The sequence below is a fragment of the Pseudorhodoferax sp. genome (assembly GCF_047601025.1).
Classification (GTDB): domain Bacteria; phylum Pseudomonadota; class Gammaproteobacteria; order Burkholderiales; family Burkholderiaceae_C; genus Pseudorhodoferax.
Map to the genome: position 1 here is coordinate 4872716 of NZ_JASGJZ010000001.1, position 23426 is coordinate 4896141.

At 73.9% G+C, this 23426-nt stretch carries 18 protein-coding genes; 6 read left to right on the plus strand and 12 right to left on the minus strand.

Annotated elements, in window-relative coordinates:
• Window positions 1–96 precede the first annotated feature (96 nt).
• Genes pdeM through dinG form a run of 6 tightly spaced genes read right to left on the minus strand, consistent with a single transcriptional unit; the run spans window position 97 to window position 9209 of the window.
• A complete protein-coding gene (pdeM, locus tag QM782_RS22545) occupies window positions 97–765 on the minus strand; it encodes a ligase-associated DNA damage response endonuclease PdeM (protein ID WP_415205102.1) in 669 nt (222 codons plus the stop codon).
• Entirely contained in the window at window positions 765–3323 is a 2559-nt protein-coding gene (locus QM782_RS22550; protein ID WP_415205707.1) for a ligase-associated DNA damage response DEXH box helicase, read from the minus strand. Before QM782_RS22550 ends, pdeM begins: the two co-directional genes overlap by 1 nt.
• Window positions 3317–3730, minus strand: coding sequence for a VOC family protein (locus QM782_RS22555; protein ID WP_415205103.1), 414 nt, complete (start codon window positions 3728–3730; stop codon window positions 3317–3319). Before QM782_RS22555 ends, QM782_RS22550 begins: the two co-directional genes overlap by 7 nt.
• Window positions 3720–5000 (minus strand): solute carrier family 23 protein, encoded by a 1281-nt coding sequence (locus QM782_RS22560; RefSeq protein WP_415205104.1) that lies wholly within the window; start codon window positions 4998–5000, stop codon window positions 3720–3722. The genes QM782_RS22555 and QM782_RS22560 overlap by 11 nt, the downstream gene beginning before the upstream one ends.
• Window positions 5001–5049: 49 nt before the next feature.
• Complete coding sequence (locus QM782_RS22565) at window positions 5050–6996, minus strand: DUF3500 domain-containing protein (RefSeq protein ID WP_415205105.1); 1947 nt, start codon at window positions 6994–6996, stop codon at window positions 5050–5052.
• Window positions 6997–7016: 20 nt separating this feature from the next.
• Complete coding sequence (gene dinG, locus QM782_RS22570) at window positions 7017–9209, minus strand: ATP-dependent DNA helicase DinG (RefSeq protein ID WP_415205106.1); 2193 nt, start codon at window positions 9207–9209, stop codon at window positions 7017–7019.
• Between the two features lie 177 nt (window positions 9210–9386).
• On the opposite strand from dinG, the gene QM782_RS22575 reads away from it, so the two are divergent.
• Window positions 9387–10376 (plus strand): bile acid:sodium symporter family protein, encoded by a 990-nt coding sequence (locus QM782_RS22575; protein WP_415205107.1) that lies wholly within the window; start codon window positions 9387–9389, stop codon window positions 10374–10376.
• 19 nt (window positions 10377–10395) lie between these two features.
• On the opposite strand, the gene QM782_RS22580 is transcribed toward QM782_RS22575, so the two are convergent.
• The 5 genes from QM782_RS22580 to mdlC all read right to left on the minus strand — a co-directional run bounded on the left by QM782_RS22580 (window position 10396) and on the right by mdlC (window position 16610).
• A complete protein-coding gene (locus QM782_RS22580) occupies window positions 10396–11370 on the minus strand; it encodes a Bug family tripartite tricarboxylate transporter substrate binding protein (RefSeq protein ID WP_415205108.1) in 975 nt (324 codons plus the stop codon).
• Window positions 11371–11412: 42 nt separating this feature from the next.
• Window positions 11413–12345, minus strand: coding sequence for a ketopantoate reductase family protein (locus QM782_RS22585; protein ID WP_415205109.1), 933 nt, complete (start codon window positions 12343–12345; stop codon window positions 11413–11415).
• Window positions 12346–12383: 38 nt separating this feature from the next.
• Complete coding sequence (locus QM782_RS22590) at window positions 12384–13391, minus strand: Bug family tripartite tricarboxylate transporter substrate binding protein (protein ID WP_415205110.1); 1008 nt, start codon at window positions 13389–13391, stop codon at window positions 12384–12386.
• An 81-nt stretch (window positions 13392–13472) separates the two neighbouring features.
• Window positions 13473–14921: an aldehyde dehydrogenase gene (locus tag QM782_RS22595; RefSeq protein WP_415205111.1), complete on the minus strand. Its 1449-nt coding sequence runs from the start codon at window positions 14919–14921 to the stop codon at window positions 13473–13475.
• 69 nt (window positions 14922–14990) lie between these two features.
• On the minus strand, window positions 14991–16610 hold the full coding sequence (mdlC, locus tag QM782_RS22600) for a benzoylformate decarboxylase (RefSeq protein WP_415205112.1): 1620 nt from the start codon (window positions 16608–16610) through the stop codon (window positions 14991–14993).
• Window positions 16611–16727: 117 nt separating this feature from the next.
• Here mdlC and QM782_RS22605 point away from each other — a divergent pair, with 117 nt between their 5' ends.
• Together QM782_RS22605 and QM782_RS22610 are read left to right on the plus strand one after the other, a co-directional pair.
• Window positions 16728–17654, plus strand: a complete 927-nt coding sequence (locus tag QM782_RS22605; protein ID WP_415205113.1) for a LysR family transcriptional regulator — start codon at window positions 16728–16730, stop codon at window positions 17652–17654.
• Window positions 17655–17733: 79 nt separating this feature from the next.
• Window positions 17734–19092 carry an amidohydrolase gene (locus QM782_RS22610; protein ID WP_415205114.1) on the plus strand — a complete coding sequence of 453 codons (1359 nt, stop codon included), beginning with the start codon at window positions 17734–17736 and terminating at the stop codon, window positions 19090–19092.
• Window positions 19093–19100: 8 nt separating this feature from the next.
• On the opposite strand, the gene QM782_RS22615 is transcribed toward QM782_RS22610, so the two are convergent.
• Window positions 19101–19859 (minus strand): IclR family transcriptional regulator C-terminal domain-containing protein, encoded by a 759-nt coding sequence (locus QM782_RS22615; protein ID WP_415205115.1) that lies wholly within the window; start codon window positions 19857–19859, stop codon window positions 19101–19103.
• 139 nt (window positions 19860–19998) lie between these two features.
• On the opposite strand from QM782_RS22615, the gene pobA reads away from it, so the two are divergent.
• The 3 genes from pobA (at window position 19999) to QM782_RS22630 (ending at window position 23351) form a co-directional block, all read left to right on the plus strand.
• A complete protein-coding gene (pobA, locus tag QM782_RS22620) occupies window positions 19999–21177 on the plus strand; it encodes a 4-hydroxybenzoate 3-monooxygenase (protein ID WP_415205116.1) in 1179 nt (392 codons plus the stop codon).
• Between the two features lie 109 nt (window positions 21178–21286).
• Window positions 21287–23026, plus strand: a complete 1740-nt coding sequence (locus QM782_RS22625) for a tannase/feruloyl esterase family alpha/beta hydrolase (RefSeq protein ID WP_415205117.1) — start codon at window positions 21287–21289, stop codon at window positions 23024–23026.
• A 154-nt stretch (window positions 23027–23180) separates the two neighbouring features.
• Window positions 23181–23351 (plus strand): hypothetical protein, encoded by a 171-nt coding sequence (locus tag QM782_RS22630; RefSeq protein WP_415205118.1) that lies wholly within the window; start codon window positions 23181–23183, stop codon window positions 23349–23351.
• The last annotated feature ends 75 nt before the right edge of the window (window positions 23352–23426 follow it).

The following is a 23426-nucleotide window of genomic DNA, read 5'->3' on the forward strand; positions in this document are numbered from 1 at the left end:
GGTGCGGGCACCTTGGGACGGCACCGGTGGTGCTCGCTGGGCCACCTTCGCCCGTGCGGGCTGCGGTGCACGCCCCTTCGGGCCGCCGGGCGAGGCTCAGGCCGCCGGCAGCGCCCAGACCTGCCCGCCGCCGACCACATAGCGCCGGCGCCCCGGCGCCGCCTCCACGCGCCAGCCGCCGGTGAACTCGCCGAAGGCCGGCAGCACGGCCTGGCCGGCCTCGGCCACGAAGCACGGCAGCCGCAGCCGGTCGCGGCCCGGGCCGTGCAGCACGCAGGCTGGGTGCAGGTGGCCGGCCAGCACGAAGGGCGTGGAGGGCATGGCGTGCGGCCGCGGATGGTGGCAGCAGGCGAACGGGCCGAGCCGGTGCGGCTCGTCCACGGTGGCGATGTCCAGGCCCGGCGGCGGATCGCCGGCATGGCCGTCGTGGTTGCCGCGCACCAGCGTGACCGCCAGCGCCGCGTGGCGCGCGCGCCAGTCCGCCAGCGCCGCCAGCAGCGCCGGCGTGCGCGCCGACGCGGCGTGCAGGAAGTCGCCCAGCACCACCAGCTGCCGCGGCGCGTGGCGCGCGATCAGCGCGTCCAGCCGCGCCAGGTTGCGCTGCGTGGTGCCGACCGGCACCGGCTGGCCGGCGGCGCGGAAGCTCGCCGCCTTGCCCAGGTGCAGGTCGGCGACGAGCAGCGTGCGCCGCGCCGGCCACCACAGCGCGCGCTCGGGCAGCAGCGCCAGCGCCTCGCCGGCCCATTCGACCGCCAGCCCCGGCATCAGCGGCGCCTCCTGCCGCGGCGCGGCGGCCGGGCGCCGGACGACAGGTCGGTCTGCTGGCCGAAGCGCAGGCCGGCCTGCACCTGCTGCGCGGCGGCGTCGTCCTGCGGCGCGCCGCCAGCCGCGCGTTCGAGCCGGGCCAGCATGCGCGCGATGCGGTCGGCCACGCGCTCGTTCGACAGCTGCTCGCGAAAGCGCTCCACCATCAGCGGGAACGCGAACGGCGTCGGCCGCGCCAGCGCCTGCAGCACCAGTTCCTGCGCGGCCATGCGCTGCAGCGCGGCCTGCAGGCGGCCGACCTCCAGCTCCTGCGCCAGCAGTTCCTGCTCGGCCTGCAGCAGCAGCTGGTTGGCCGGGTCGTACTGGCGGAACACCTCCCAGAACAGCGCGGACGAGGCCTGCAGCTGCCGGCTGCTGCGGCGCTCGCCCGGATGGCTCTGGAAGACCAGGCCGGCCACGCGCGCGATCTCGCGGAAGCGCCGCTGCGCCAACTCGCCGGCGTTCAGGCTGGCCAGCACCTCGGCCAGCAGCGCCGGGCCGTCGCCGGGCTGGCCCAGCAGCGCGGGCAGCAGCGCCGGCCAGTCGACCTCGGTCGCGCTGAGCAGCTCCATCCCGTAGTCGTTGACCGCGATCGAGAAGGTGCGCGGCGCCGGCTGCGCGGCGCGCCAGGCCAGCAGGCTGGCCAGCCCCAGGTGCACCAGCCGGCCCGCGAACGGATAGAGGAACAGGTGCCAGCCCTCGCGCGACTTCAGCGTCTCGGCCAGCAGCGTGCCGGGCGTGGGCAGGGCCGACCAGCGCTGCTGCAGCTCCAGCAGCGGGCGGGCGGCCTGCATCTCCGGGCCGTCGTGGCGGCCGGCGCCGGCCGCGGCCAGCTGCGCCACCACCGCGTCGGCCAGCAGCGAGGACAGCGGCATGCGCCCGCCGTTCCAGCGCGGCACGGCCGCGCGGCGCCCCTCGGTGCGGCGCACCCAGGCGGTCATGTCGTGGATGCGCACCAGCTCCAGCAGCCGGCCGCCGAACATGAAGGCATCGCCGGGCCGCAGGCGCGCGGCGAAGCCCTCCTCCACGCTGCCGATGCGCGCGCCGCCGACGTACTGCACCGAGAGGCTGGCATCGGACACGATGGTGCCGATGTTGGCGCGGTGCCGCCGCGCCAGCCGCGCCTCGGGCACGCGCCACACGCCCTGCGCGTCCGGCACCGCGCGCCGGTAGTCCGGGTAGGCGGCCAGCGCCGCGCCGCCCTGGCGCACGAAGTCCAGGCACCACTGCCAGCGCGCGGGCGCCAGCTGCGCGTAGGCGTGCGTCGTGCATACCTCGGCGTACAGCGCGTCCGGCACGAAGCCGCCGCCCAGCGCGACCGTGACCAGGTGCTGCACCAGCACGTCCAGCGGCTGCACCGGCGGCTCGCGCGACTCGACCTGCCCGGCCGCCACGGCCGCGCGCGCCGCCGCGCCCTCGACCAGCTCCAGGCTGTGCGTGGGCACCAGCGTGATGCGCGACGGCCGGCCCGGCGCATGGCCGGAGCGGCCGGCGCGCTGCAGCAGCCGCGCCACGCCCCGGGGCGAGCCGATCTGCAGCACGCGCTCGACCGGCAGGAAGTCCACGCCCAGGTCCAGGCTGGAGGTGCAGACCACCGCGCGCAGCGTGCCGGCCTTGAGCCCGGCCTCGACCCACTCGCGCACCGCACGGTCCAGCGAACCGTGGTGCAGCGCGATGGCGCCGGCCCAGTCCGGCCGCGCCTGCAGCAGCGCCTGGTACCAGATCTCCGCCTGCGAGCGCGTGTTCGTGAACACCAGCGCCGTGCGGCTCGCCTCCAGCTCGGCCACCACCTGCGGCAGCATCGCCAGGCCCAGGTGCCCGGCCCAGGGAAAGCGCTCGGCGCGCGGCGGCAGCAGCGTGTCGATGACGAGCCGCTTGGGCACGGCGCCGCGCACCAGCCGGCCGGCCCGGCCGGGGCCGAGCAGCACCTGCATCGCCTGCTCCAGGTTGCCCAGCGTGGCCGAGATGCCCCAGGTCGCCAGCTCCGGCCGCCAGCCGCGCAGCCGCGCCAGCGCCAGCTGCACCTGCACGCCGCGCTTGTTGCCCAGCAGCTCGTGCCATTCGTCCACCACCGCCAGGCGCAGGTGCGCGAACAACGCCTGCGCATCGGCCCTGGCCAGCAGCAGCGACAGGCTCTCGGGCGTGGTCACCAGCACCGTGGGCAGGCGCCGGTCCTGCGCGCTGCGCTCGGCCGAGGCCGTGTCGCCGCTGCGCGCACCGGCCGTCCAATGCGGCGCCAGCTCGGCCAGCGGCTCGCGCAACGCGCGCAGCGTGTCGGCCGCCAGCGCGCGCATCGGCGTGATCCACAGCACCGCGAGCGGCGCCGCCGCGCCGCGCGCCGGCGCCCGGCCGGCAAACGCCTTCAGCGCGCCGAGCCAGACCGCGTAGGTCTTGCCGGCCCCGGTGGTCGCGTGCAGCAGCCCGCTCTCGCCGGCCGCGAGCGCCTGCCAGACCGCGCGCTGGAAGGCGAAGGGCTTCCAGCCGCGGGCGGCGAACCAGGTGCGGGGCGTGGTCAGGATGTGATCTCGACCCGTGCGCCGCCCGGCATCGCCACCACGGCCTCGTAGAAGCCGTCGCCCGTGGTGCGCGGTGCGCTGACCAGGCAGCCATCGGTGCCGCAGCGCGCCGCCAGCCGGTCCACCGCCTGCGCATCGCCGAGCGAGACCGCGATGTGGTCCCAGCCGGCCTGCTCGCCGCCCGCGGCCGGCGCCACCCAGGGGCCGGCCATCAGCTCGATGCCGGCGCCGCCGCCGGGCAGCTGCACGAAGCGCGAGACGAAGCCCGGCCGGCGCCGGCTGTGGTACGGCGCGCCGACGCACGCGCCGAAGTACTGCGTCCAGAACGCCGCGGCGGCGTCCAGGTCGTCGGTCCACAGGGCGACGTGGGCGATGCGCACCGCGCCCACGGCCGCGGCGTCAGCGTGCATCGGCCCGCTCCCGCAGCAGGTGGTACAGCACGATCGCGCCGAAGGTCGCGGTGCCGATGCCGCCCAGCTTGAAGCCGGCGATCGACAGCGTCAGGTCACCGGCGCCGGCCGTCAGCGCCACGCCGGCCGTGATCAGGTTGCGCGGGCGCGAGAAGTCGACCCGGCTCTGCACCCAGATGCGCCCGCCGGTGGCCGCGATCAGGCCGAACACTACCAGCGCCAGCCCGCCGATCACCGGCACCGGCAGCGTCAGGATCAGCGCGCCGAACTTGGGCGAGAAGCCCAGCAGCAGCGCCACCGCGGCGGCGACCACGAACACCAGCGTGGAATAGATGCGCGTGACCGCCATCACGCCCATGTTTTCGGCATAGGTCGTGACGCCGGTGCCGCCGCCCGCGCCCGACACCATGGTGGCGATGCCGTCGGCCATGAAGGCGCGGCCCATCAGCGGGTCGAAGTCGCGGCCCGTCATCGCCGCCAGGCCCTTCACGTGGCCCAGGTTCTCGGCCACCAGGATCACCGCCACCGGCGCGATCAGCGCCATGGCGGTGGCGTCGAACACCGGCGTGCTGAACTTCGGCAGGCCGAACCAGGCGGCCGCCGCCACGCCCGAGAAATCGATCGGCCTGGCCCAGCCCAGGCCGTTGGCCGCGATCCAGTACAGCGCATAGCCCGCCAGCGCGCCCAGCAGGATCGGCAGCCGGGCCGCCATGCCGCGCCCGCGCACCGCGATCAGGCCCACGGCCAGCGTGGTCGCCAGGCCGATGGCCAGCTCCACCGGCGTCGCCCCCAGGCTCTTGACCGCCACCGGCGCCAGGTTCAGCCCGATCGCGGCGACCACGGTGCCGGTCACGATCGGCGGCATCAGCCGCTCGATCCAGCCGGTGCCCAGCGCCTGCACCACCACGCCGATCACGAAGTACGCGAGCCCGCAGGCGATGACGCCGCCCAGCGCCACGCCGATGTTCGGGTTCGGCCCGCTGCCGGCGTACCCGGTGGCCGCGATCACGACGCCGATGAACGCGAAGCTGGACCCCAGGTAGCTCGGCAGCCGCCCGCCGGTCAGCACGAAGAAGATCAGCGTGCCGATGCCCGAGAAGAAGATCGCCGTGTTGGGGTCGAAGCCCATCAGGATCGGCGCCAGCGCGGTCGAGCCGAACATGGCGACGACGTGCTGCACGCCCATGGCGATGGTCTGGCCGGCCGGCAGGCGCTCGTCGGGGGCGATCTCGCCGGCGGTCTTGAGGGTCCAGTGGGGAACGAGGGCCATGGCGATGGACTCCTGGAGGATGGGCGTGGCGGCGACGCGGGGGCTGGATTCAATACCGCGCGCCGTAGTCCGCCACCTTGTCGCGCCAGACGCTCGCGTGGTACACGCGCGCCGAGGCCGAGGCACCTTCGGAGCGCACCAGGAACTCGATCCAGACGCGCGGCCCGTCGATGCGCAGGTAGGAGCCCGCCGCGCGCGACGGCCGGGCGCCGGCGTTCGGCCAGGGGCCGAAGTCCGGGCTGCCGCCGGCGCCGTCGGCATAGGCCACGTAGGTCGCGGCCAGCGCGTCGCGGGCCAGGTAGGCGTCCAGCAGCGCCTGCGCCAGCTCGGCCGGCTGGGTGCGCACCCAGGCCGCCACGGCGGCCTTGAACGCCGCCTTCTGCGACGCGTCGAGCCGGCCGTGGGCCACGCCGCGGCCGCTGCTGCCGCCGGGATAGGACACGCTGCGGTAGGCCGGGTCGCCGGCCGCGTCGGGCGCCATCACCAGGGCGTCGAAGCTGTCGGACAGCCGCGCCGCGCTGGCGACCGATGCACTCGCCCGCAGGGCCTGCACCAGCGCGGCGACCGCCGCGCGCTGTGCTTCGAGCGGCGCGTGCGGCACGCCCTCGGTGCCGGCGTCGTCGTCCAGCCGCGCCGCGCCGCTGGCGGCGACGGCCCAGTGCGGCGGCCGCGCGCCCAGGACCATCGGCGTGGCGCCGGCCTGCGGGGTGTTGTAGGCCCGGTTCACCAGCAGCTGGTGGCCGCTGACCTGCAGCGCCCAGGCCGCCGTGGCCGAGGGCGTGCCGAAGAGGGCGAGGCTGTAGCGGTCGGCGCCGGCCGCGGCGTCGCGCCACTGGTCCGCGTAGACCGCGTCGGCCTGGCGGATCCGCGCCACCAGCGCCGCGCCGCCGGGGCCGAGCGCCACGGCGATCAGCCGCTCGGCCGCGCGGCGCTGGGCCAGGCTCAGCGTGTCGTCCAGCCGCAGGCCGTGGTGCGCGCCGCTGGCCGCCGACCAGGCGCGCGCGTTCGCCAGCGTGGCCGCGAAGCGCACGGTGCCGGTGGCGTCGGGCGCCGCGGCTTCGGTCTTCTGCGCGCTGCGCAGCGTGGCCAGCAGCTCGTTCGCGGCAGACGCCGCGGCGGCGGCGTCGCCGCCCTCCCCGGCCTCCAGCACCGTGAGCGGCACCGGCGCGCTGGCGACCTCGCCCAGGCCGTTGCGCACCACCACGTGCCAGGCGCCCTGGTCGGCCGTGGTGGCCGGCAGCAGCACGCAGGCCGGGCCGTCGGCGCCGGCGACGGCCCGGCCGTCCTGGAACCAGGCGTAGCGCAGGTCGGTGCCGGTGGCCGCCACCGCGAGCACGGCCACGCGGCCGGCGATCACGGCCTGGGCCGCGGGCGGCGTGGCGATGGCCGGCGCCTCGGCCGCGGCGGCCACGGTCAACGCCGCGCTGGCGCTGGCCACGGCGGCGGCGCCGTCGCGGTCGCTGGCCACGACCACGTGGTAGGCGCCGGCCGTGCCGGTGCGCAGGCTGGCGCCCCGGGCATGGGGCAGCGCCAGGCCATCGCGGTACCACTGGTAGGACAGGCCGACGCCGGTGGCCGCGACCGTGAACAGCGCCAGCTGACTGGCCGTGACGCTGGCCGCCAGCGGCTGCGCGTGGATCACCGGGTCGGGCGAGACCGTCACCACGGCCGTGGCGCTGCGCACCTCGCCCAGCGCGTTGCGCACGACCACGTGCCAGGCGCCGGCCACGGCCGTGGCGTGGCGGGCCGCGGTCGCGCCGGCGACCACCGCCTCGTCGCGGTACCACTGGTAGGACAGGCCGCCGCCGGTCGCCACCACGCGCAGCTCCACGGCCGCGCCGTCGCTCTGCACCGAGGCCGGCTGCACCGTGATGGCCGGCGCGGCGGCGGCTTCGTCGTCATCGTCGTCGCGCAGCTTGTCGTGCGGGCCGCAGGCGGCCAGCGCGAGCGCGCTGCAGCCGAGCAGCAGGAAGGGCCGGCGGTTCAGGGCGTGCATGGCCGGGCAGTATAGGAAGCTCATTCCAGCGCCACCAGCCGCCCCTCGGGGTCGCGCCGCCAGCGCGCGAACGGCGGCAGCGCGGCCAGCAACCGGCGGCCGAACGCGGTCGTCAGCAGCCGCTTGTCGTAGCAGTGGATGCTGCAGTGGTCGTCCTCGGTGCGGATGGCGCGGCCGGCCCACTGCGCCAGCCGCATGGCCGTGGCCGGCAGCACCAGTTCGGTGAAGGCGTCGCGGCCGCTGGCGCGCAGCCAGGCGGCGCGCGTCTCGCCGACCGGGTCGTCGGGCGAGGCGAACGGCAGCTTGGCGATGAACAGCTGCTCGCACTGCGCGCCCGGCAGGTCCATGCCTTCGCCGAAGGACTGCAGGCCGAACACGATGGACGGCCCGCCGGCCGCCACGGCCGCGCGGTGGCGCTGCAGCAGCACGGTGCGCGGCAGCTCGCCCTGCGCCAGCACCAGCGCGCGCAGCGCCGGCGGCAGCGCGGCCACGGCATGGCGCATCTGCTCGCGCGAGGTGAACAGCACCAGCGCGCCGCGCCGCACCCCGGCCAGGTCGGCCAGCAGCAGCGCAACCATCTCGGGCGTGAAGCGGGCCGCGTCCTTGGGGTCGGCGCGCGTCTCGACGACGACGAAGCGGCCCTGCGCCGCGTAGTCGAACGGGCTGGCCACGCTGAGCGTGCGGACGGCCTCGTCGCCGGCCAGCCCGGCCTCGCGCAGGAAGAAGTCGAACGCGTCGCCGGCGCGCAGCGTGGCCGAGCTCATCACCGCCGCGCGCACGCCGCCCCACAGCTGCGCGCGCAGGCTGCCGCCCGGCAGCACGTGGCTGGCATGGGCGCGCACGCGCGGCCCGCGCACGCCGCCCTGCAGCGTGAACCATTTGGCCACCGGCGGCGATGCGTCCGGCGGGTCCGTCAGCAGCAGCTGCGCGGTGGCGTGCACCTGCTCCAGCCGCGGCGTCAGCATGCCGAGCTGCGCGTACAGCACCGACAGGCGGCGCGCCTCGTCCGGCAGCTCGCGGATCTGCGCGCGCAGCGCCTTGGCCACGCCGGCGAGCGCGTCGAGGAAGGCCTCGGCCACCGCGCGCACCAGCGCCAGCGGCTCGGCCAGCGCCTCGGGCAGGCGGCCGTCGGCGGCCCGCACGCGCACGCCTTCGGGGCCTTCGCGCGCGGCCGCGAACTCGGCCGCGTAGAGCTGCAGCAGCAGCTGCTGCAGCGCGGCCAGGCCCTGCTGCAGCTCGGTGGCCAGGCGCGGCGCGTCGGCCGCCTCGGCCACCAGCACCAGGCCGCCGATGCGCCGGCAGCGCGCGCCCAGCGTCTCGATCCAGGCCGTGGCCCCCAGGTCCATGCTGCAGGCGAACTTGTCGAGCGCGACGGACGGCAGGTGGTGCGCCTCGTCCAGCACCAGCAGGCTGTTGTCCAGCGCCGGCAGGTTGCGCCCGCCCAGGGACGCCAGCAGCAGGTCGTGGTTGACCACGATGACCTGGGCGCCGACCAGTTCGCGCCGTTTCTCGAAATAGGTGCAGCTGCCGAACACCGGGCAGTGCTTGCCGGTGCAGGAGCTGGCCTCCGCCGCGACCGGCCACCAGGCCTCGGGCGCGGGCGGCTGCGGCAGGCTGTCGCGGTCGCCGTCCCAGTCGCGGCCCAGGCTGCGGGCCAGCGCGCCGTAGAACTGCGCGCGCGCCTGGCGCTCGGCGTCCGAGCCGGGCGGCAGGCCGGACTCGTCCAGCAACTCGTCGGCGAACAGGTCGTCCTCGGCCGCATCGCCCTCGCCGGCCAGCCGCGCCAGCTTCAGCTTGCAGACGTAGCGCCCGCGCCCCTTGGCCAGCGCGAAGCGGAAGGGCTCGTCCATCGCCGCGGCCAGCGCCGGCAGGTCCTTCAGCACCAACTGCTCCTGCAGCGCCACGGTGGCGGTGGAGATCAGCACCCGCGTCTTGCGCGCCAGCGCCAGCGCGATGGCCGGCGCCGCATAGGCCAGCGACTTGCCCACGCCGGTGCCGGCCTCGATCACGGCGATCGCGCGCACCGGTTCCTCGCCCTCCTCCACGGCGCCGAGCGTGGCGCCGGCGAAGGTCTCGGCCACGCACTCGGCCATCCGGCGCTGGCCGGGGCGCGGGCGCAGGTCGGCGCGGCAGGCCAGCACCTGGTCGAAGGCGGCCAGGGCGCAGGCGGCCAGGGCGTCCGGGCTGGCCGGGTCGGCGGGCGGTGGAGACACGGGAAGGGAAGGCAGGCGCGGCGGCAACGGGGGCCGCAAGTTTAGGCGTGCGCCCGCCGCCGGGCGGGCGCGCGGCGCCGGCCGGGCCGGACCGCGCAGGGGCATGCGCGCGGGCGATTGCGCGCCGCCGGCGCGCTCGGGTCCAATGCGGGCCTTCTGCAACTCCCGCCCGCTCCCATGGCCCGCCCGCGCTTCCTGCCCGACAACTTCATGCTCCTGCTGCTCGCCACGGTGGCGCTGGCCAGCCTGCTGCCGGCGCGCGGCGCGGCGGCCGAAGGGGTCGGCGCCGCGACCACGGTGGCCGTGAGCCTGCTGTTCTTCCTGCACGGCGCGCGGCTGTCGCGCGCCGCGGTGTGGGCCGGCATCACCCACTGGCGCGCGCACCTGATGGTGGTGGGCGCGACCTTCGTGCTGTTCCCGCTGCTGGGCTGGGGCCTGCGTCCGCTGCTGCAGCCGCTGGTCACGCCGCAGCTGTACGTGGGCGTGCTGTTCCTGTGCGCGCTGCCGTCCACGGTGCAGTCCTCGATCGCGTTCACCGCCATCGCGCGCGGCAACATGCCGGCGGCCGTGTGCGCGGCCTCGGCGTCCACGCTGATGGGCATCGTGCTGACGCCGCTGCTGGTCGGCCTGCTGCTGTCCCGCGGCGCGGCGCTGGACGACCCGCTGGCCGCCGTCGGCCGCATCGCGCTGCAGCTGCTGCTGCCGTTCGTGGCCGGGCACCTGCTGCAGCCGCGCATCGGCGGCTTCGTCAAGCGCCACGCGGCGCTGCTGAAGGTGGTGGACCAGGGCTCCATCCTGCTGGTGGTCTACGGCGCCTTCAGCCACGCGGTGCTGGGCGGGCTGTGGTCGGCGCTGCCGCTGCCGGCGCTGGGCGGGCTGGCCATCGTCTGCGCGCTGCTGCTGGGCCTGGTGATGAGCCTCCTGATGTGGAGCTGCCGGCGCCTGGGCTTCTCGACCGAGGACGAGATCACCATCGTGTTCTGCGGCTCCAAGAAGAGCCTGGTCAGCGGCGTGCCCATGGCCAACGTGCTGTTCCCCGCCAGCGTGGCCGGCGCCATCGTGCTGCCGCTGATGCTGTTCCACCAGATGCAGCTGATGGTCTGCGCGGTGGTGGCGCGGCGCTACGCGGCGCGGCCCGCGGCACCGCAGACCGGCGCGCCGGTCTGACGCGGCCTCCCGGACCGCCTCAATCCAGCGAGATGCCGCGCTCGCGGATCAGGCGGGGCCAGTACTGGTCGTCCTGCGCCCACAGCCTGTGCATGGCGGCGGCGTCGGAAGGCGTCGGCTCCAGGCCCATGGCGTCGAACTGGGCCTGCACCGGCGCCGAGCGGATGGCCTTCTGCAGCTCGGTGCTGAGCCTGGCGACGACGTCCTTCGGCGTGGAGGACGGGACGACGAGGCCCTGCCAGGCGAAGGCCTCGATGTCGGTGTAGCCGAGCTCCATCAGCGTCGGCACGTCCGGCATGGCGCCCAGCCGCGTCTTCGAGAACGTGGCCAGCGCCTTCAGCTTGCCGGCCTTGATCATCTGCATGCCGGCCGCCGTGTCCACCACCATCAGCGGCAGTTGCCCTCCGACGACATCCTGGATGGCCGGGGCCGCGCCGCGGTAGGCGACGTGCACCACATCGATCCTGGCGCGCTCCTTCAGCATCTCCATGGCCAGGTGGTGCGGGCCGCCGATGCCGGGCGTCGCGTAGCTGAGCTTGCCGGGGCTGGCCTTCGCGGCCTCGATGAGCGCCTTGACATCCGCGTAGCCGGCACCGGGATTCACCGCGAGCAGCAGCGGAAAGCGCGCCATCAGCCCGACCGGGACGAAGTCCTTCTTCGGGTCGTAGGGGAGCTTCGTGAACAAGGCGGTGTTGAAGATCAGCGTGCCGTTGTCGGCCGTGAACACGGTGTAGCCGTCGCCGGGCGACTTGGCCACGTTCTCGGCGGCGATGGCGGTCGCGCCGCCGGGCCGGTTGTCGACCAGCACCGGCTGCCCGAGCTGCGTCGACAACTGCGTGCCGACCGCGCGCGCCAGGGCGTCCGAACCGCCGCCGGCCGCGTACGCCACGACCCAGCGGATCGGCTTGGACGGGTAGTTCTCGGCCGATGCCGGGCCCAGGCACGTGCCGGCCAGCATGGCGCAGGCGGTCAGGATGAAACGTCGATTTCGCATGGTCATCTCCAGGTCGTTCAAAGAAACGTGGCGCGTGGCGCCTCAGGCCGCGGCGGTGCCGGCGCGCGCCTCCACCAGGCGCACGAGTTGCAGCAGCGTGCGGGTGTGGGGGACCGGCACGCCATGGACGGCCGCGGCCGCGACCACCGCGCCGTGGATGGCCTCGACCTCGGTCTTGCGTCCCGCCAGCACGTCCTGCAGCATCGACGGCTTGTGGCCCACGTGGTGCGCGATGGCATCGGCGATGCGCGCCTTGCAGGCCTCGGCATTCGCTTCGATGCCCTGCGCATGGGCCACGGACATCACCTCGTCGGCCACGGCGAAGGCCAGGGCCTGGCCATCGGCGACCCCGCCCAGCTGGTCCACCGTGCAGCCGCTGACCGCGCAGATGCCGTTCAAGGCGGCGTTGAAGGCCACCTTCTCCCAGATGGCCGACCACACCGCGGTATCGGCCGTACAGCAGAGCCCGGCCTCCTGCAGCGCCCGCACGGCCTCGGCCTGCTTCGGCCGCAACTGCCCGTCGGCGGACATCAGCCGGACGATGCCCTGGCCGTGGGACCGGACATGGCCGGGACCGGCCAGGTCAGCCGGCCAGGTCGTCACGCCGATCAGGATGCGGTCCAGCGCGACGTGCTGCCGGATGGCCTCGACGTTGCCCAGGCCGTTCTGCAGGGACAGCACCTGCGTGCCGGGCCCCAGCAGGTGCGCGACGCCCGACAGCGCGCCGGCGGTATGCAGGGTCTTGGTGAACACGACCAGCAGGTCCGGCGGCTCCCGTGCCTCCGGGGGGCGGCAGGCGCCGAGCGCCGTGACGTACCGGTCGCCCGATCCGGTCTGCAACCGCAGGCCTTGCGCCCGGATGGCATCCAGGTGCGCCGCGTTCACATCGATCAGCGTGACCGCGTGTCCCTGCTCGGCCAGCAACCCGCCGAACAGGGAGCCCATGGCGCCGGCGCCGACGACTGCGACTTTCATTGCACTCTCCGTCGATGATGAATGGATGGGCGTGCGCCTCAGTCGCCGACGATCCGGCGCTCGCGGATGAGCTTGCCGAAGCGCTCGGCATCCTCCATGGCCTTGTCGTGGAACTGGGCCGGCGTCATCGGCGTCGGCTCGCCGCCGAGCGCGACGATGCGCTCGCGCGGCCCGGGCTGGGACAGCGCCGTGTTGATCTCGCGGTTGAGGCGGTCGACGATTGCGGCCGGCGTGCCGGCCGGTGCGTACAGGCCGAAGATGGTGTCCGCATCGAAGCCCTTCAGGCCGACCTCGTCGAGCGTCGGCACGTCGGGAAACAGCGGCGAGCGCTTCGGGCTGCCGACGGCCAGCAGCTTGAGCCTGCCGGCCTTGATGTGCGGGATGGCCACGCCCGGATCGAACAGGAAATCCACCTGGCCGGCCAGCAGGTCCGTCAGCGCCGGCGCCGCGCCGCGGTACGGCACGTGCGTCGCGAACACCTTGGCCTGCGACTTCATCATCTCGGCCGCCAGGTGCGGCGAGCTGCCGTTGCCCGGCGAACCGAACGACAGCTTGCCCGGCCTGGCCCGCAACTGCGCCAGGAACTCCTTGGCGTCCTTGGCCGGGAAGGCGGGCGACGTCACGAGGAAGACGAGCACGCGGGCGGCGGCGGCCACCGGCACCAGATCCTTGCCCGGGTCGAACGACATCTTCGGATAGATGTGCGGGTTGACCGACACCATGCCGCCCGAACTCATCAGCAGGGTGTAGCCATCGGGCGCGGCCCTGGCCACCGCCTCGCCGCCGATGTTGCCGCCGGCGCCGCTCCTGTTCTCCACCACCACGGGCTGGCCGAGCGCCTCCTGCAGCGGCTGCGCCAGCGACCTGGCGATCTGGTCGGCCGCGCCGCCCGGGGGAAAGTTCACGACGATCTTGATCGGCTTGGCGGGCCAGGCCTGGGCGAGGACGCCCGCGGGCAGGCCGAGAGCCGTGGCGGCGACCACGGCGAGCATGGCGCGGCGCCCGGCCGGCCGGGCGCCGATGCGGCGAAGGGAAATGGTGTTCATGTCTGTCTCCATGCGAATCGAGAGGGCGCACCGGCCCGCGCCAGGCGCACGGCGGCTGGCGGACCCGGGCGGCGGGCCGGTTCAGAAGGGGTAGTGGCGCGGCGAGGTCTGCACCGTCAGCCAGCGCAGTTCGGTGAAGGCATCGATGCCGGCCTGGCCGCCGAAGCGCCCGATGCCGCTGCCCTTGACGCCGCCGAAGGGCATCTGCGCTTCGTCGTGCACCGTGGGGCCGTTGACGTGGCAGATGCCCGACTCGATGCGCCCGGCCACCCGCATGGCGCGCGCCACGTCGCGGCCGAACACGGCGGCCGACAGGCCATAGGCGTTGTCGTTGGCGCAGGCGACGGCTTCCTCGGGGCCGTCGACGCGGACGATGCCCTTCACCGGGCCGAAGGCCTCCTCGTGGAAGATGCGCATGTCCGGCGTCACGTGGTCGATCAGCGTCGCGGGCATCAGCGTGTCGGTGGCCTTGCCGCCGATGACGAGCCGGCCGCCCTTGGCCACGGCGTCGTCGATCAGGGCGTTGCAGCGCGCGACCGTGCCCATGTCGACCACCGACCCCAGCACGACCGGTCCCTTGCGCGGATCGCCCAGCGGCAGGCCGGCGGCACGCCTGGCGAGTTTGTCGACGAAGACGTCGGCGATGCGCGCGTCGACGATGATGCGTTCGGTCGACATGCAGATCTGGCCCGAGTTGGCGAACGCGCCGAAGACCGCGGCGTCCACCGCCGCGTCCACGTCGGCATCGTCCAGCACGACGAGCGGCGCCTTGCCGCCGAGTTCCAGCACCACCGGCTTGAGGTACCTGGCGCAGGTCGCCGCGATGAGCTTGCCGACATGCGTGGAACCGGTGAAGTTGACGCGGCGCACCGCGGGGTGGGCCACCATGGCCTCGACCACGGCAGCGGCATCGGCCGGCGCGTTCGTGACGAAGTTGACGACGCCTTTGGGCAGGCCGGCCTCCTGCAGCGCCTCGATGATCAGGCCATGCGTCGCCGGGCAGATCTCGCTGCCCTTGAGGACCACGGTGTTGCCGCAGGCCAGCGGCGTGGCGATGGCGCGCACCGCCAGGATGACCGGCGCATTCCAGGGCGCGATGCCGAGGACCACGCCGGCCGGCTGGCGCACCGCCATGGCCAGGCTGCCCGGCACGTCCGATGGAATGACCTGCCCGCCGATCTGCGTCGTCAGCGAGGCGGCTTCCAGCAGCATGCCGGCGGCCAGGTGCACGTTGAACCCGGCCCAGATGGCGGACGCGCCGGTCTCCGCGGCGACCGCGGCAGCCAAGGCGTCGGCCTTGGCCTCCAGGGCCTGCGACGCCTTCATCAGCAGTGCGCGGCGCTCGCCCGGGCCGGTTCGCGACCAGGATTCGAACGCGGCGGCCGCCGCCTCGACGGCCGCCACGGCATCCTCCGGCGTCGCCGCAGGTGCAACGGTCGCGACGCTGCCGTCCAGGGGATTGCGGCGCTCGAAGGTGGCACCGTTGCGGGCCTGCGCCTGCGCGCCGTCGATCAGCATGGAAATCTGCATCGGTTTGTCTCCAGGTGGTGGGAATGAAGGGCCCGGGGAAACGTTCCCCCGGGCCGGCGCGGGGCTGGTTCAGGCGACGCGCACGTCGACCAGGTTCGGCCGGCCGCTGGCCAGCGCCTGGGCCAGCACGTCGCGCAGCGCGCCGGCGTCGGTCACGCGCTGCCCCTGGCAGCCCATGCCCGCGGCCAGCGCGGCGAAATCGAGGTCCGGCAGTTCCGTGCCCTGCACCACGTCGGTGGCGGCGAACCCGAACGCCGGCGCGAAATCCTGCAGCGCGGCGTAGCGCCGGTTGTTCAGGATCACGAAGGTGATCGGCAGCTCGTGCTGGGCCGCGCTCCACAGGGCCTGGATCGAATACATGCTGGAGCCGTCGCCGATCACGCCGATGATGCGCCGGCCCGGCTGTGCCAGCGCCACGCCGACGGCAGCCGGCATGCCGTAGCCCAGGCCGCCGCTGTCCATGGTGTAGAAGGATTGCGTGCGCGTCATGGGCAGGTACTGCTGCATGACGGGCCGCGCGCTGGGCGCCTCCTCCACCACGATGTCGCCGGGCTGGCGCAGTTCGGCCAGCGTCTGCAGCACGTAGGCGACGGACATGCATGCCGACGGCTCCGCCCGCGGCGCAGGGGCCCGCAGCGCGGGCGCCGGGCGCGGCTGCGGCGCCGGGCGCGCCCGCAGGTCCTGCACGCCGAGGCGGATGCTGCCCACGGCCGTGGTGCCGACGGCGGTCCAGGCCGCGGTGTCGGGGTCTTCCGTCAGCTGGCACAGCGTCGATCCCTGCGGGATGTGCGGGCCCGCGCCTTCCACGTGGTAGGCAAAGGCCGGGGCGCCGATGACGAGGATCAGATCGTGGCCGGCCAGCAGGTCGACGATCCTCTCGCGCATCGCCGGCAGGAAGCCGGCGAACAGGCGGTGGTCCTCGGGGAAGCTGCAGCGCCCCGACATCGGCGCGGCCCAGACGCGGGCGTTGTGTGCCTCCGCGAGCGCGACGACGTCGTCCCAGGCGCCGTCGCGGTCCACGGCCGCGCCGACGACGATGGCCGGCCGCGCGCTGGCGTCGAGCGCGTCACCGATCCGCCCGAGCACCGAAGGCTGCGGCCGCACCTCGCTGCTGACCACCCGCGTCGCCACCAGTTCGGCAGGCTGGTCCCAGTCGTCGACCGGCACCGACACCAGGACCGGGCCGCGCGGCGGCATCATGGCCACGTAGTAGGCCCGCGCGATGGCCAGCGGGACATCCTGCGCGCGCGCCGGCTCGATGCTCCACTTGACGTAGGGCTTGGGCAGTTCGGTCGCCTGCGCCGACGACAGGAAAGGATCGAACGGCAGGATGGAGCGCGCCTGCTGCCCGGCCGTGATGACCAGCGGCGTGCGGTTCTTGTGCGCGGTGAAGATGTTGCCCATGGCGTTGCCGACGCCCGCAGCGGAATGCAGGTTGACGAACGCGGCGTTGCGCGTGGCCTGCGCGAAGCCGTCGGCCATGCCGACGACCGTGGCCTCCTGCAGGCCCAGCACGTAGCGGAAGTCGCTGGGGAAGTCCCGGAACATCGGCAGTTCGGTGGAGCCGGGATTGGCGAACACCGAGGTCATGCCGAAGCGCCGCATGAGGTCGACGACGGCATCGCGGACCGTGATGGGATGGGAGGCGGCGGCCGTCGGGCGCGTGGTGAGCAGTGCGGATGCGGTCATTTCTTCGTCCTTGGCGATGCGCGATGGCAGGGGTTCGTCTGTCTCGAGGGGCGCAGTGTCGAGTCGCTGGACTTGCTTGGAAATTGCTTTTTCAAGACAAAGTCATTACTCTTTGGCATGGCTTTCGACTTGCACCAGCTGGGCGCCTTCAACGTCGTCGCAGCCTCCGGCAGCCTGGGCAGAGCGGCCGAAGCACTCAACGTGACGCAGCCGGCGCTCAGCCGCACGATCAGGCGGCTCGAGGAGCATGTCGGCGCGCCCCTGTTCGAGCGCCACACCAAGGGCATGCAGCTCACCGACATCGGGCGCGCGCTGCTGCCGCACGCCACCTTGCTGCAGCGCGAAGCCGATCACGCCGAAGAGGAAATCAAGGCCATGCTGGGACTGGCCAAGGGAACGATCCGGGTCGGAGCGGTCGGCAGCATTGCGTGCCACGTGTTGCCGCTGGCATTGGGGAGCGTCTGCAAGAAGTGGCCGAACCTGCGCGTCCACGTGGTCGAAGGGGTGTGGGACCGCCTGGCCGACGCATTGGTCGCACGCGAGATCGACCTCGCGCTCGGAGTGGCGACGAGCGACAGCGACGAGATCGAAGCCATCGGCGATTGCCGCTGGGAAGACACCAGCCATGTCGTGGCCGGCAAAAGGCATCCGCTGCGCGGCAAGCCCGGGCTGGCGCTGAAGGACACGCTGGCCGAGCGATGGGCCGTCTTTCCCAAGGGCACCGGCCCGTACGAGCACATGAAGCGGGTATTCGCCCGGCACCGGCTGCCGCCCCCCGACGTGGTCGTCGAGACGCGGTCCGTCACGGTGCTGAAGAGCCTGATCGGCCGCTCCGGCTTTCTGGGCTGGATGCCCGAGCCGATGTACGACGCCGAGCGCAAGGCCGGGATCGTCGATGCGCTGGACATTCCAGGCGCGTCGGACCGCAGAACCCTGACCGCCTTCCGCCGGCGGGCGGGGCTGCTGCCAGGCCCCGCCACCCGGCTGCTCGAAGAGCTGCGCCAGCTGACCGCCGCCTCCGCCGGCACGCGCGCCGGGCGCTGAGCGGCCGGCGATTCCATTGGACACGGGCACAGGTCAGCACCTAAGCTTGCTTCTCTTCCAACTCGTATACGCACCGCCCATGATCCCCCGCCTGCCATCCCCCGTGCGCCGCCTGCTCCCGGCCGCGCTCGCCGCCCTGTCCCTGTGCGCCGCCGCCCAGGACCAGCCCGCACCGGTGCCCGCCCCGGCCGCCGCGCAGGCGCTGTACCCGCTGATCGCGCAGCGGTCCCAGGCCATCGAGCAGAAGGTCATCGGCTGGCGGCGCGACGTCCACCAGCACCCCGAACTGGGCAACCAGGAGCGGCGCACCGCCGCACTGGTCGCCGCGCACCTGAAGCAGCTCGGCTACGAGGTGCGCGAGGGCGTGGCCGTGACCGGCGTGGTCGCCACGCTCCAGGGCGGCCGGCCGGGCCCGGTGGTGGCGCTGCGCGCCGACATGGACGCCCTGCCCGTCAAGGAACAGGTCGACCTGCCGTTCGCGTCCAAGGTGCGCGCCACCTGGGACGGCAAGGAGGTCGACGTGATGCACGCCTGCGGCCACGACGGCCACGTCGCCATCCTGATGGGCGTGGCCGAGGTGCTGGCCTCGATGAAGGACCAGCTGCCGGGCACCGTCAAGCTGCTGCTGCAGCCGGCCGAGGAAAAGCTGCCGAACGGCGAAATCGGCGGCTCGCGCCGCATGCTGGCCGAAGGCGCCTTCGACGCGCCCAAGCCCGAGGTGGTGTTCGGGCTGCACCTGTGGGCCGCCACCAACACCGGCGCGATCGGCTACCGGGCCGGCCCGATCACGGCCGGCTCGGACGCGTTCAAGATCGACGTCAAGGGCCGGCAGACGCACGGCTCGCAGCCCTGGTCCGGCATCGACCCGATCGTGCTGGCCTCGCAGATCGTGCTGGGCCTGCAGACCATCGAGAGCCGCCAGGTCAACGTGACGCAGGAGCCCTCGGTGCTCAGCGTGGGCACGATCCAGGGCGGCACCCGCTACAACATCATCCCCGAGGAGGTGAAGATGAGCGGCACGCTGCGCACCTACGACGAGGGCATGCGCACCTTCATCATGAAGCGCATGGGCGAGACCGCCGGGCTGATCGCGCAGAGCGGCGGCGGCTCGGCCCACGTGCACTTCGAGCCCGACGGCTACGCCGCCACGGTGAACGATCCGGCGCTGACCGCCAGGATGGTCCCGAGCCTGGCCCGCGTGCCCGGCGTGCGCACGCACGTCATGCCCAAGAGCACCGCCGGCGAGGACTTCTCGTTCTTCGCGCAGGCGGTGCCGGGCCTGTTCGTGTTCCTCGGCGCCACGCCGCCGGGCCAGGACGCGGCCAAGGCCCCGGCCAACCACTCGCCGCTGTTCTTCATGGACGAGGCCAGCCTGCTGATCGGCGTGCGCACGCTGGCGCACCTGACGGTGGACTACATGGCGATGGCCGCGAAGTAGGCCGCCGGCTACAGCAGGCCGCGCAGCTCGCGCGCCGCCTCCAGCATGGCCGGCAGCAGCTCGCGCTCCATGGCCTCGCGGCCGGTGCGGGCCGGCGAGGCCACCACGTTCAGCGCCGCCACGGTGCGGCCCTGCATGTCGCGCAGCGGCACGGCCAGCGCGTGCACGCCCAGCTCGTGCTCCTCGATGGCGACGCAGTAGTCCTGCCGGCGCACCGCGTCGATGCACTGGCGGAAGCGCCGCGGCTCGGTCACCGTGTGCCGGGTCAGGCGTACCAGCTCGCGGCCCTTCATCCAGGCGGCGAAGGCCGCGCGCGGCTCGGCGGCCAACAGCACGCGGCCGGTGGAGGTGGCGTGCAGCGGCAGCCGCGCGCCCAGGTGCAGGCCGTAGGCCAGCATGCGCAGCGTGCCGCTGCGCGCGACGATGACGACCTCGTCGCCGTCGCGCACCACGGCCGAGAACGACTCGCCGGTCTGCGCGGCCAGCCGGTTCAGCGTCGGCTGGATCGCGCGCGGCAGCCGCGCCGAGGCCAGGTAGCTGCCGGAGAAGCGCAGCACCTTGGGCGCGAGCCAGAAGTAGCCGCCGTCGGATTCCAGGTAGCCCAGGTGCTCCAGCGTCAGCAGGTGGCGCCGCGCCGCCGCGCGCGTGATGCCGGCGCGCTGCGCGGCCAGCGTGGCGTTCAGCCGCTGGCGCTCGGTGTCGAAGCTCTCCAGCACGGCCATGCCCTTGGCCATGCCTTCGATCAGGTCCGCTTTGGCGATGGTCATGCAAGCGCTCCGCAATCCAGCTATTGCGCGATGATCGCGCAAGCCGGCCGATGATCGCACAGCGCGCGCCTCCCGCCGATGCGGCCGGCGCCCGCCGGCCCTACGCTGGCGGGTGTTCCAACACCTGCGGAGACATTCCATGCGCACTCAAGTCGCCATCATCGGCGCCGGCCCGTCGGGGCTGCTGCTCGGCCAGCTGCTGCACCAGGCCGGCATCGACAACGTCATCCTGGAGCGCCAGAGCGGCGACTACGTGCTCGGCCGCATCCGCGCCGGCGTGCTGGAGCAGATCACGATGGACCTGCTGAAGGCCGCGGGCGTGGACCGGCGCGCGCTGGCCGAGGGCCTGCCGCACGACGGCATCGAGCTGCTGTTCAAGGGCCGGCGCCACCGCATCGACCTGCACGGCCTGTCGGGCGGCAAGCGCGTGACGGTGTACGGCCAGACCGAGGTCACGCGCGACCTGATGGAGGCGCGCGCCGCCGCCGGCCTCGTCACCGTCTACGAGGCCGGGGACGTGGCGCTGCACGGCTTCGACGGCGACCGGCCCTCGGTCACCTACACCCAGGACGGCCAGACCCGCACGCTCGCGTGCGACTTCATCGCCGGCTGCGACGGCTACCACGGCGTCAGCCGCAAGAGCGTCCCCGCCGGCGCCGTCACCGAGTACGAGAAGGTCTACCCGTTCGGCTGGCTCGGCATCCTGGCCGACGTGCCGCCGGTCTCCCACGAGCTGATCTACGCCAACACCGAACGCGGCTTCGCGCTGTGCAGCATGCGCAGCACGCAGCGCAGCCGCTACTACGTGCAGTGCAGCCTGGACGAGCAGGTAGAGCGCTGGAGCGACGAGGCCTTCTGGGACGAGCTGCGCCGCCGCCTGGACCCGGAGGCCGCCGAGCGCCTGGTCACCGGCCCCTCGCTGGAAAAGAGCATCGCGCCGCTGCGCAGCTTCGTGGCCGAGCCGATGCGCTTCGGCCGGCTGTTCCTGGCCGGCGACGCGGCCCACATCGTGCCGCCCACCGGTGCCAAGGGCCTGAACCTGGCGGCCTCGGACGTGGGCTACCTGTGGCAGGCGCTGCGCGAGCACTACGGCGAGAAGTCCAGCGCCGGCATCGACCACTACTCGGAGACCTGCCTGCGCCGCGTCTGGAAGGCCGAGCGCTTCTCCTGGTGGTTCACCTCGCTGATGCACCGCTTCCCGGAGAACGCCGGCTTCGGCCAGAAGATCCAGGAGGCCGAGCTGGACTACCTGGTCCAGTCGCGCGCGGCCTCGACCGCGCTGGCGGAAAACTACGTCGGCCTGCCGGCCGAGTGGTGAGCGCCGCCCGTTCCGCACCGGCCCGCAACGCCACGAAAGGAGGCCCGCCGCCACGCTGAAGCCCCGCCGCCCGCCCGGACTGCCATCCCACCATGACCAAGGAGACATGATGACCCCATCGCCCGCACCCAAGACCCTGATCGCGCTGGCCGCCAGCGCTCTGCTCGCCGCCTGCAGCGGCAGCGACGACGGCGACAGCTTCGCCACGCCGCTGGTGGTCGCCGACGCCGCCCGCGCCTGCGCCGCCCTGGCCGGCCAGGGCGTGGAGGCCGCGAGGATCGGCGAGCCCACGGGCGGCGCCGTCGTCACGTCCGCCACGCTGAAGGCCGCCGTGGCCGACGCGCCGAACGCCGGCGGCACGGCCACCGTGCTCGGCACGCCGGAATACTGCGAGCTGCTGGTCCAGATCCGCCCGGCGGACCCGGCCGCGCCGGTGATCAACAGCCAGGTCAACCTGCCCACCAGCTGGAACGGCAAGAAGCTGCAGTTCGGCGGCGCCGGCTACAACGGCACGCTGGTCAACGGCCTGGACTTCAGCCGCGCGGCGCCGCCGGACGTGCCGCGCCCGATCACGCGCGGCTACATGACGGCCGGCACCGACTCGGGCCACCAGAACCAGGCCGGCGTGGAGATCTTCGCGTTCGCGCTGAACCGGGAGGCGCTGGTCAACTTCGCCTACGCGGCCTACAAGAAGACGCACGACGTGGCCGTCGCGCTGGGCGAGCGCTACTACCGGCACAAGCCGATGAAGAGCTACTACATGGGCGGCTCCGAAGGCGGGCGCGAGGGCATGGTGATGGCGCAGCGCTACCCCGGCGACTACGACGGCATCGTCTCGATCGACCCGGTGATGAACTGGACCGGCCTGCAGACCTTCGGCAACTGGATCGGCGGCATCCGCCAGAGCGCGCCGGGCGCCTGGCTGGGCGGCAAGACCCAGCTGGTGCACGACACCGTGGCCGCGGCCTGCGACGCACTGGACGGCATCGCCGACGGCGTGGTCAGCCAGTACCGCGCCTGCAAGCCGCTGGCCGAGGCCGCGCTCGCCGCCAAGGCCTGCCCCTCGGGCGGCGACGAGGGCCCGGGCTGCCTGTCCGCCGCGCAGCTCGCGGTGATCCAGTCCGCGCACGCGGGCTACCGGTTCGCGTTCCCGGTGGCCAACGGCATGCAGGCCTACGCGGGCTTCGGCTTCGGCGGCGAGGGCCTGGCCGGCAACTGGTCGAACTGGCTGGTCGGCACCGCGCCGCCGACCGCCGGCCCCGCCGCCGACGGCATCAACCAGGTCTACCGCTACGGCAACGGCTACGTGCGCTACTTCATCGCGCAGGACGCCGCCTTCGACCCGCTGGCCTACGACCCGGCCGCCTGGCGCGAGCGCGTGCTGCAGGTCTCGCAGTGGATGGACGCGACCGACACCGACCTGTCGGCCTTCCGCGCGCGCGGCGGCCGGCTGATCCTGCGCGAGGACCTGTCCGACACCGCGCAAAGCCCCTGGACCGGCCTGAACTACCGGGACGCGGTGGCCGCACGCATGGGCGCGGCCGCGGTCGAGGAGTTCTTCGTGGCCTATGCCGCCACCGGCCTGCCGCACACCTCCGGCGGCGTGGCCGCGGGCACGGCGAACGCACCGGCGCACGGCATTCCCGGCCGCGTGGACCTGCTGGCCGTGCTGGAGGACTGGGTCGAGAAAGGCATCCGTCCGGCCGCGCACTACACGCTGACGAACCAGCAGGCGCTGGCGCCGTTCGCGACCATCGCGTCCAAACCCATGTGCCGCTATCCGCAGTACCCGCGCTACCAGGGCGGCGACCCCGCGCTGGCCGCCAGCTACCGCTGCGCGGACGACTGACCCGCCCCAGGCGGACACGGCCCGCCCCAGGCGGACAAGGCATGGCAACACCCCCCTGTGCCATGCGGTTATGCCGGGATGTGATGGAATCCGCAGCTTTGTTCGCCAGCGCTGCACGGGTGCAGCGCTGCATCTGCTGGTTGGGGAGGACGCCATGTCGACAGACGCCCTCTTCCAATTGGGGATCGTTCCAGGCTCGCTGAACACCACCCAAACGGAAGACTTCACCGCCGCGCGCGCCACCGGCGCGCCGGACCACCACCCTCGGGCCAGGCACCTGCGTGCCTTGCCGGCCGCGTCTTCCTATCCGCCGACGCCGCGCTGAACGCGCTGCCTCCCCACGCCGCCGGCGTGCACGGCCCCTGCCCCGGCGCAGGGCCGTACACGCCGGCGCGGCCGC

Excerpts from the sequence above, each read along its gene's own strand:
- pobA (WP_415205116.1), top strand. The coding sequence starts at position 19,999 with ATGCGCACTCAAGTCGCCATCATCGGCGCCGGCCCGTCGGGGCTGCTG.
- QM782_RS22585 (WP_415205109.1), bottom strand. The coding sequence starts at position 12,345 with ATGAAAGTCGCAGTCGTCGGCGCCGGCGCCATGGGCTCCCTGTTCGGC.
- QM782_RS22560 (WP_415205104.1), bottom strand. The coding sequence starts at position 5,000 with ATGGCCCTCGTTCCCCACTGGACCCTCAAGACCGCCGGCGAGATCGCC.
- QM782_RS22610 (WP_415205114.1), top strand. The coding sequence starts at position 17,734 with ATGATCCCCCGCCTGCCATCCCCCGTGCGCCGCCTGCTCCCGGCCGCG.
- QM782_RS22580 (WP_415205108.1), bottom strand. The coding sequence starts at position 11,370 with ATGCGAAATCGACGTTTCATCCTGACCGCCTGCGCCATGCTGGCCGGC.
- QM782_RS22575 (WP_415205107.1), top strand. The coding sequence starts at position 9,387 with ATGGCCCGCCCGCGCTTCCTGCCCGACAACTTCATGCTCCTGCTGCTC.
- QM782_RS22615 (WP_415205115.1), bottom strand. The coding sequence starts at position 19,859 with ATGACCATCGCCAAAGCGGACCTGATCGAAGGCATGGCCAAGGGCATG.
- QM782_RS22630 (WP_415205118.1), top strand. The coding sequence starts at position 23,181 with ATGTCGACAGACGCCCTCTTCCAATTGGGGATCGTTCCAGGCTCGCTG.
- QM782_RS22605 (WP_415205113.1), top strand. The coding sequence starts at position 16,728 with ATGGCTTTCGACTTGCACCAGCTGGGCGCCTTCAACGTCGTCGCAGCC.
- QM782_RS22590 (WP_415205110.1), bottom strand. The coding sequence starts at position 13,391 with ATGAACACCATTTCCCTTCGCCGCATCGGCGCCCGGCCGGCCGGGCGC.
- QM782_RS22595 (WP_415205111.1), bottom strand. The coding sequence starts at position 14,921 with ATGCAGATTTCCATGCTGATCGACGGCGCGCAGGCGCAGGCCCGCAAC.
- QM782_RS22625 (WP_415205117.1), top strand. The coding sequence starts at position 21,287 with ATGACCCCATCGCCCGCACCCAAGACCCTGATCGCGCTGGCCGCCAGC.
- mdlC (WP_415205112.1), bottom strand. The coding sequence starts at position 16,610 with ATGACCGCATCCGCACTGCTCACCACGCGCCCGACGGCCGCCGCCTCC.
- pdeM (WP_415205102.1), bottom strand. The coding sequence starts at position 765 with ATGCCGGGGCTGGCGGTCGAATGGGCCGGCGAGGCGCTGGCGCTGCTG.
- QM782_RS22565 (WP_415205105.1), bottom strand. The coding sequence starts at position 6,996 with ATGCACGCCCTGAACCGCCGGCCCTTCCTGCTGCTCGGCTGCAGCGCG.
- QM782_RS22555 (WP_415205103.1), bottom strand. The coding sequence starts at position 3,730 with ATGCACGCTGACGCCGCGGCCGTGGGCGCGGTGCGCATCGCCCACGTC.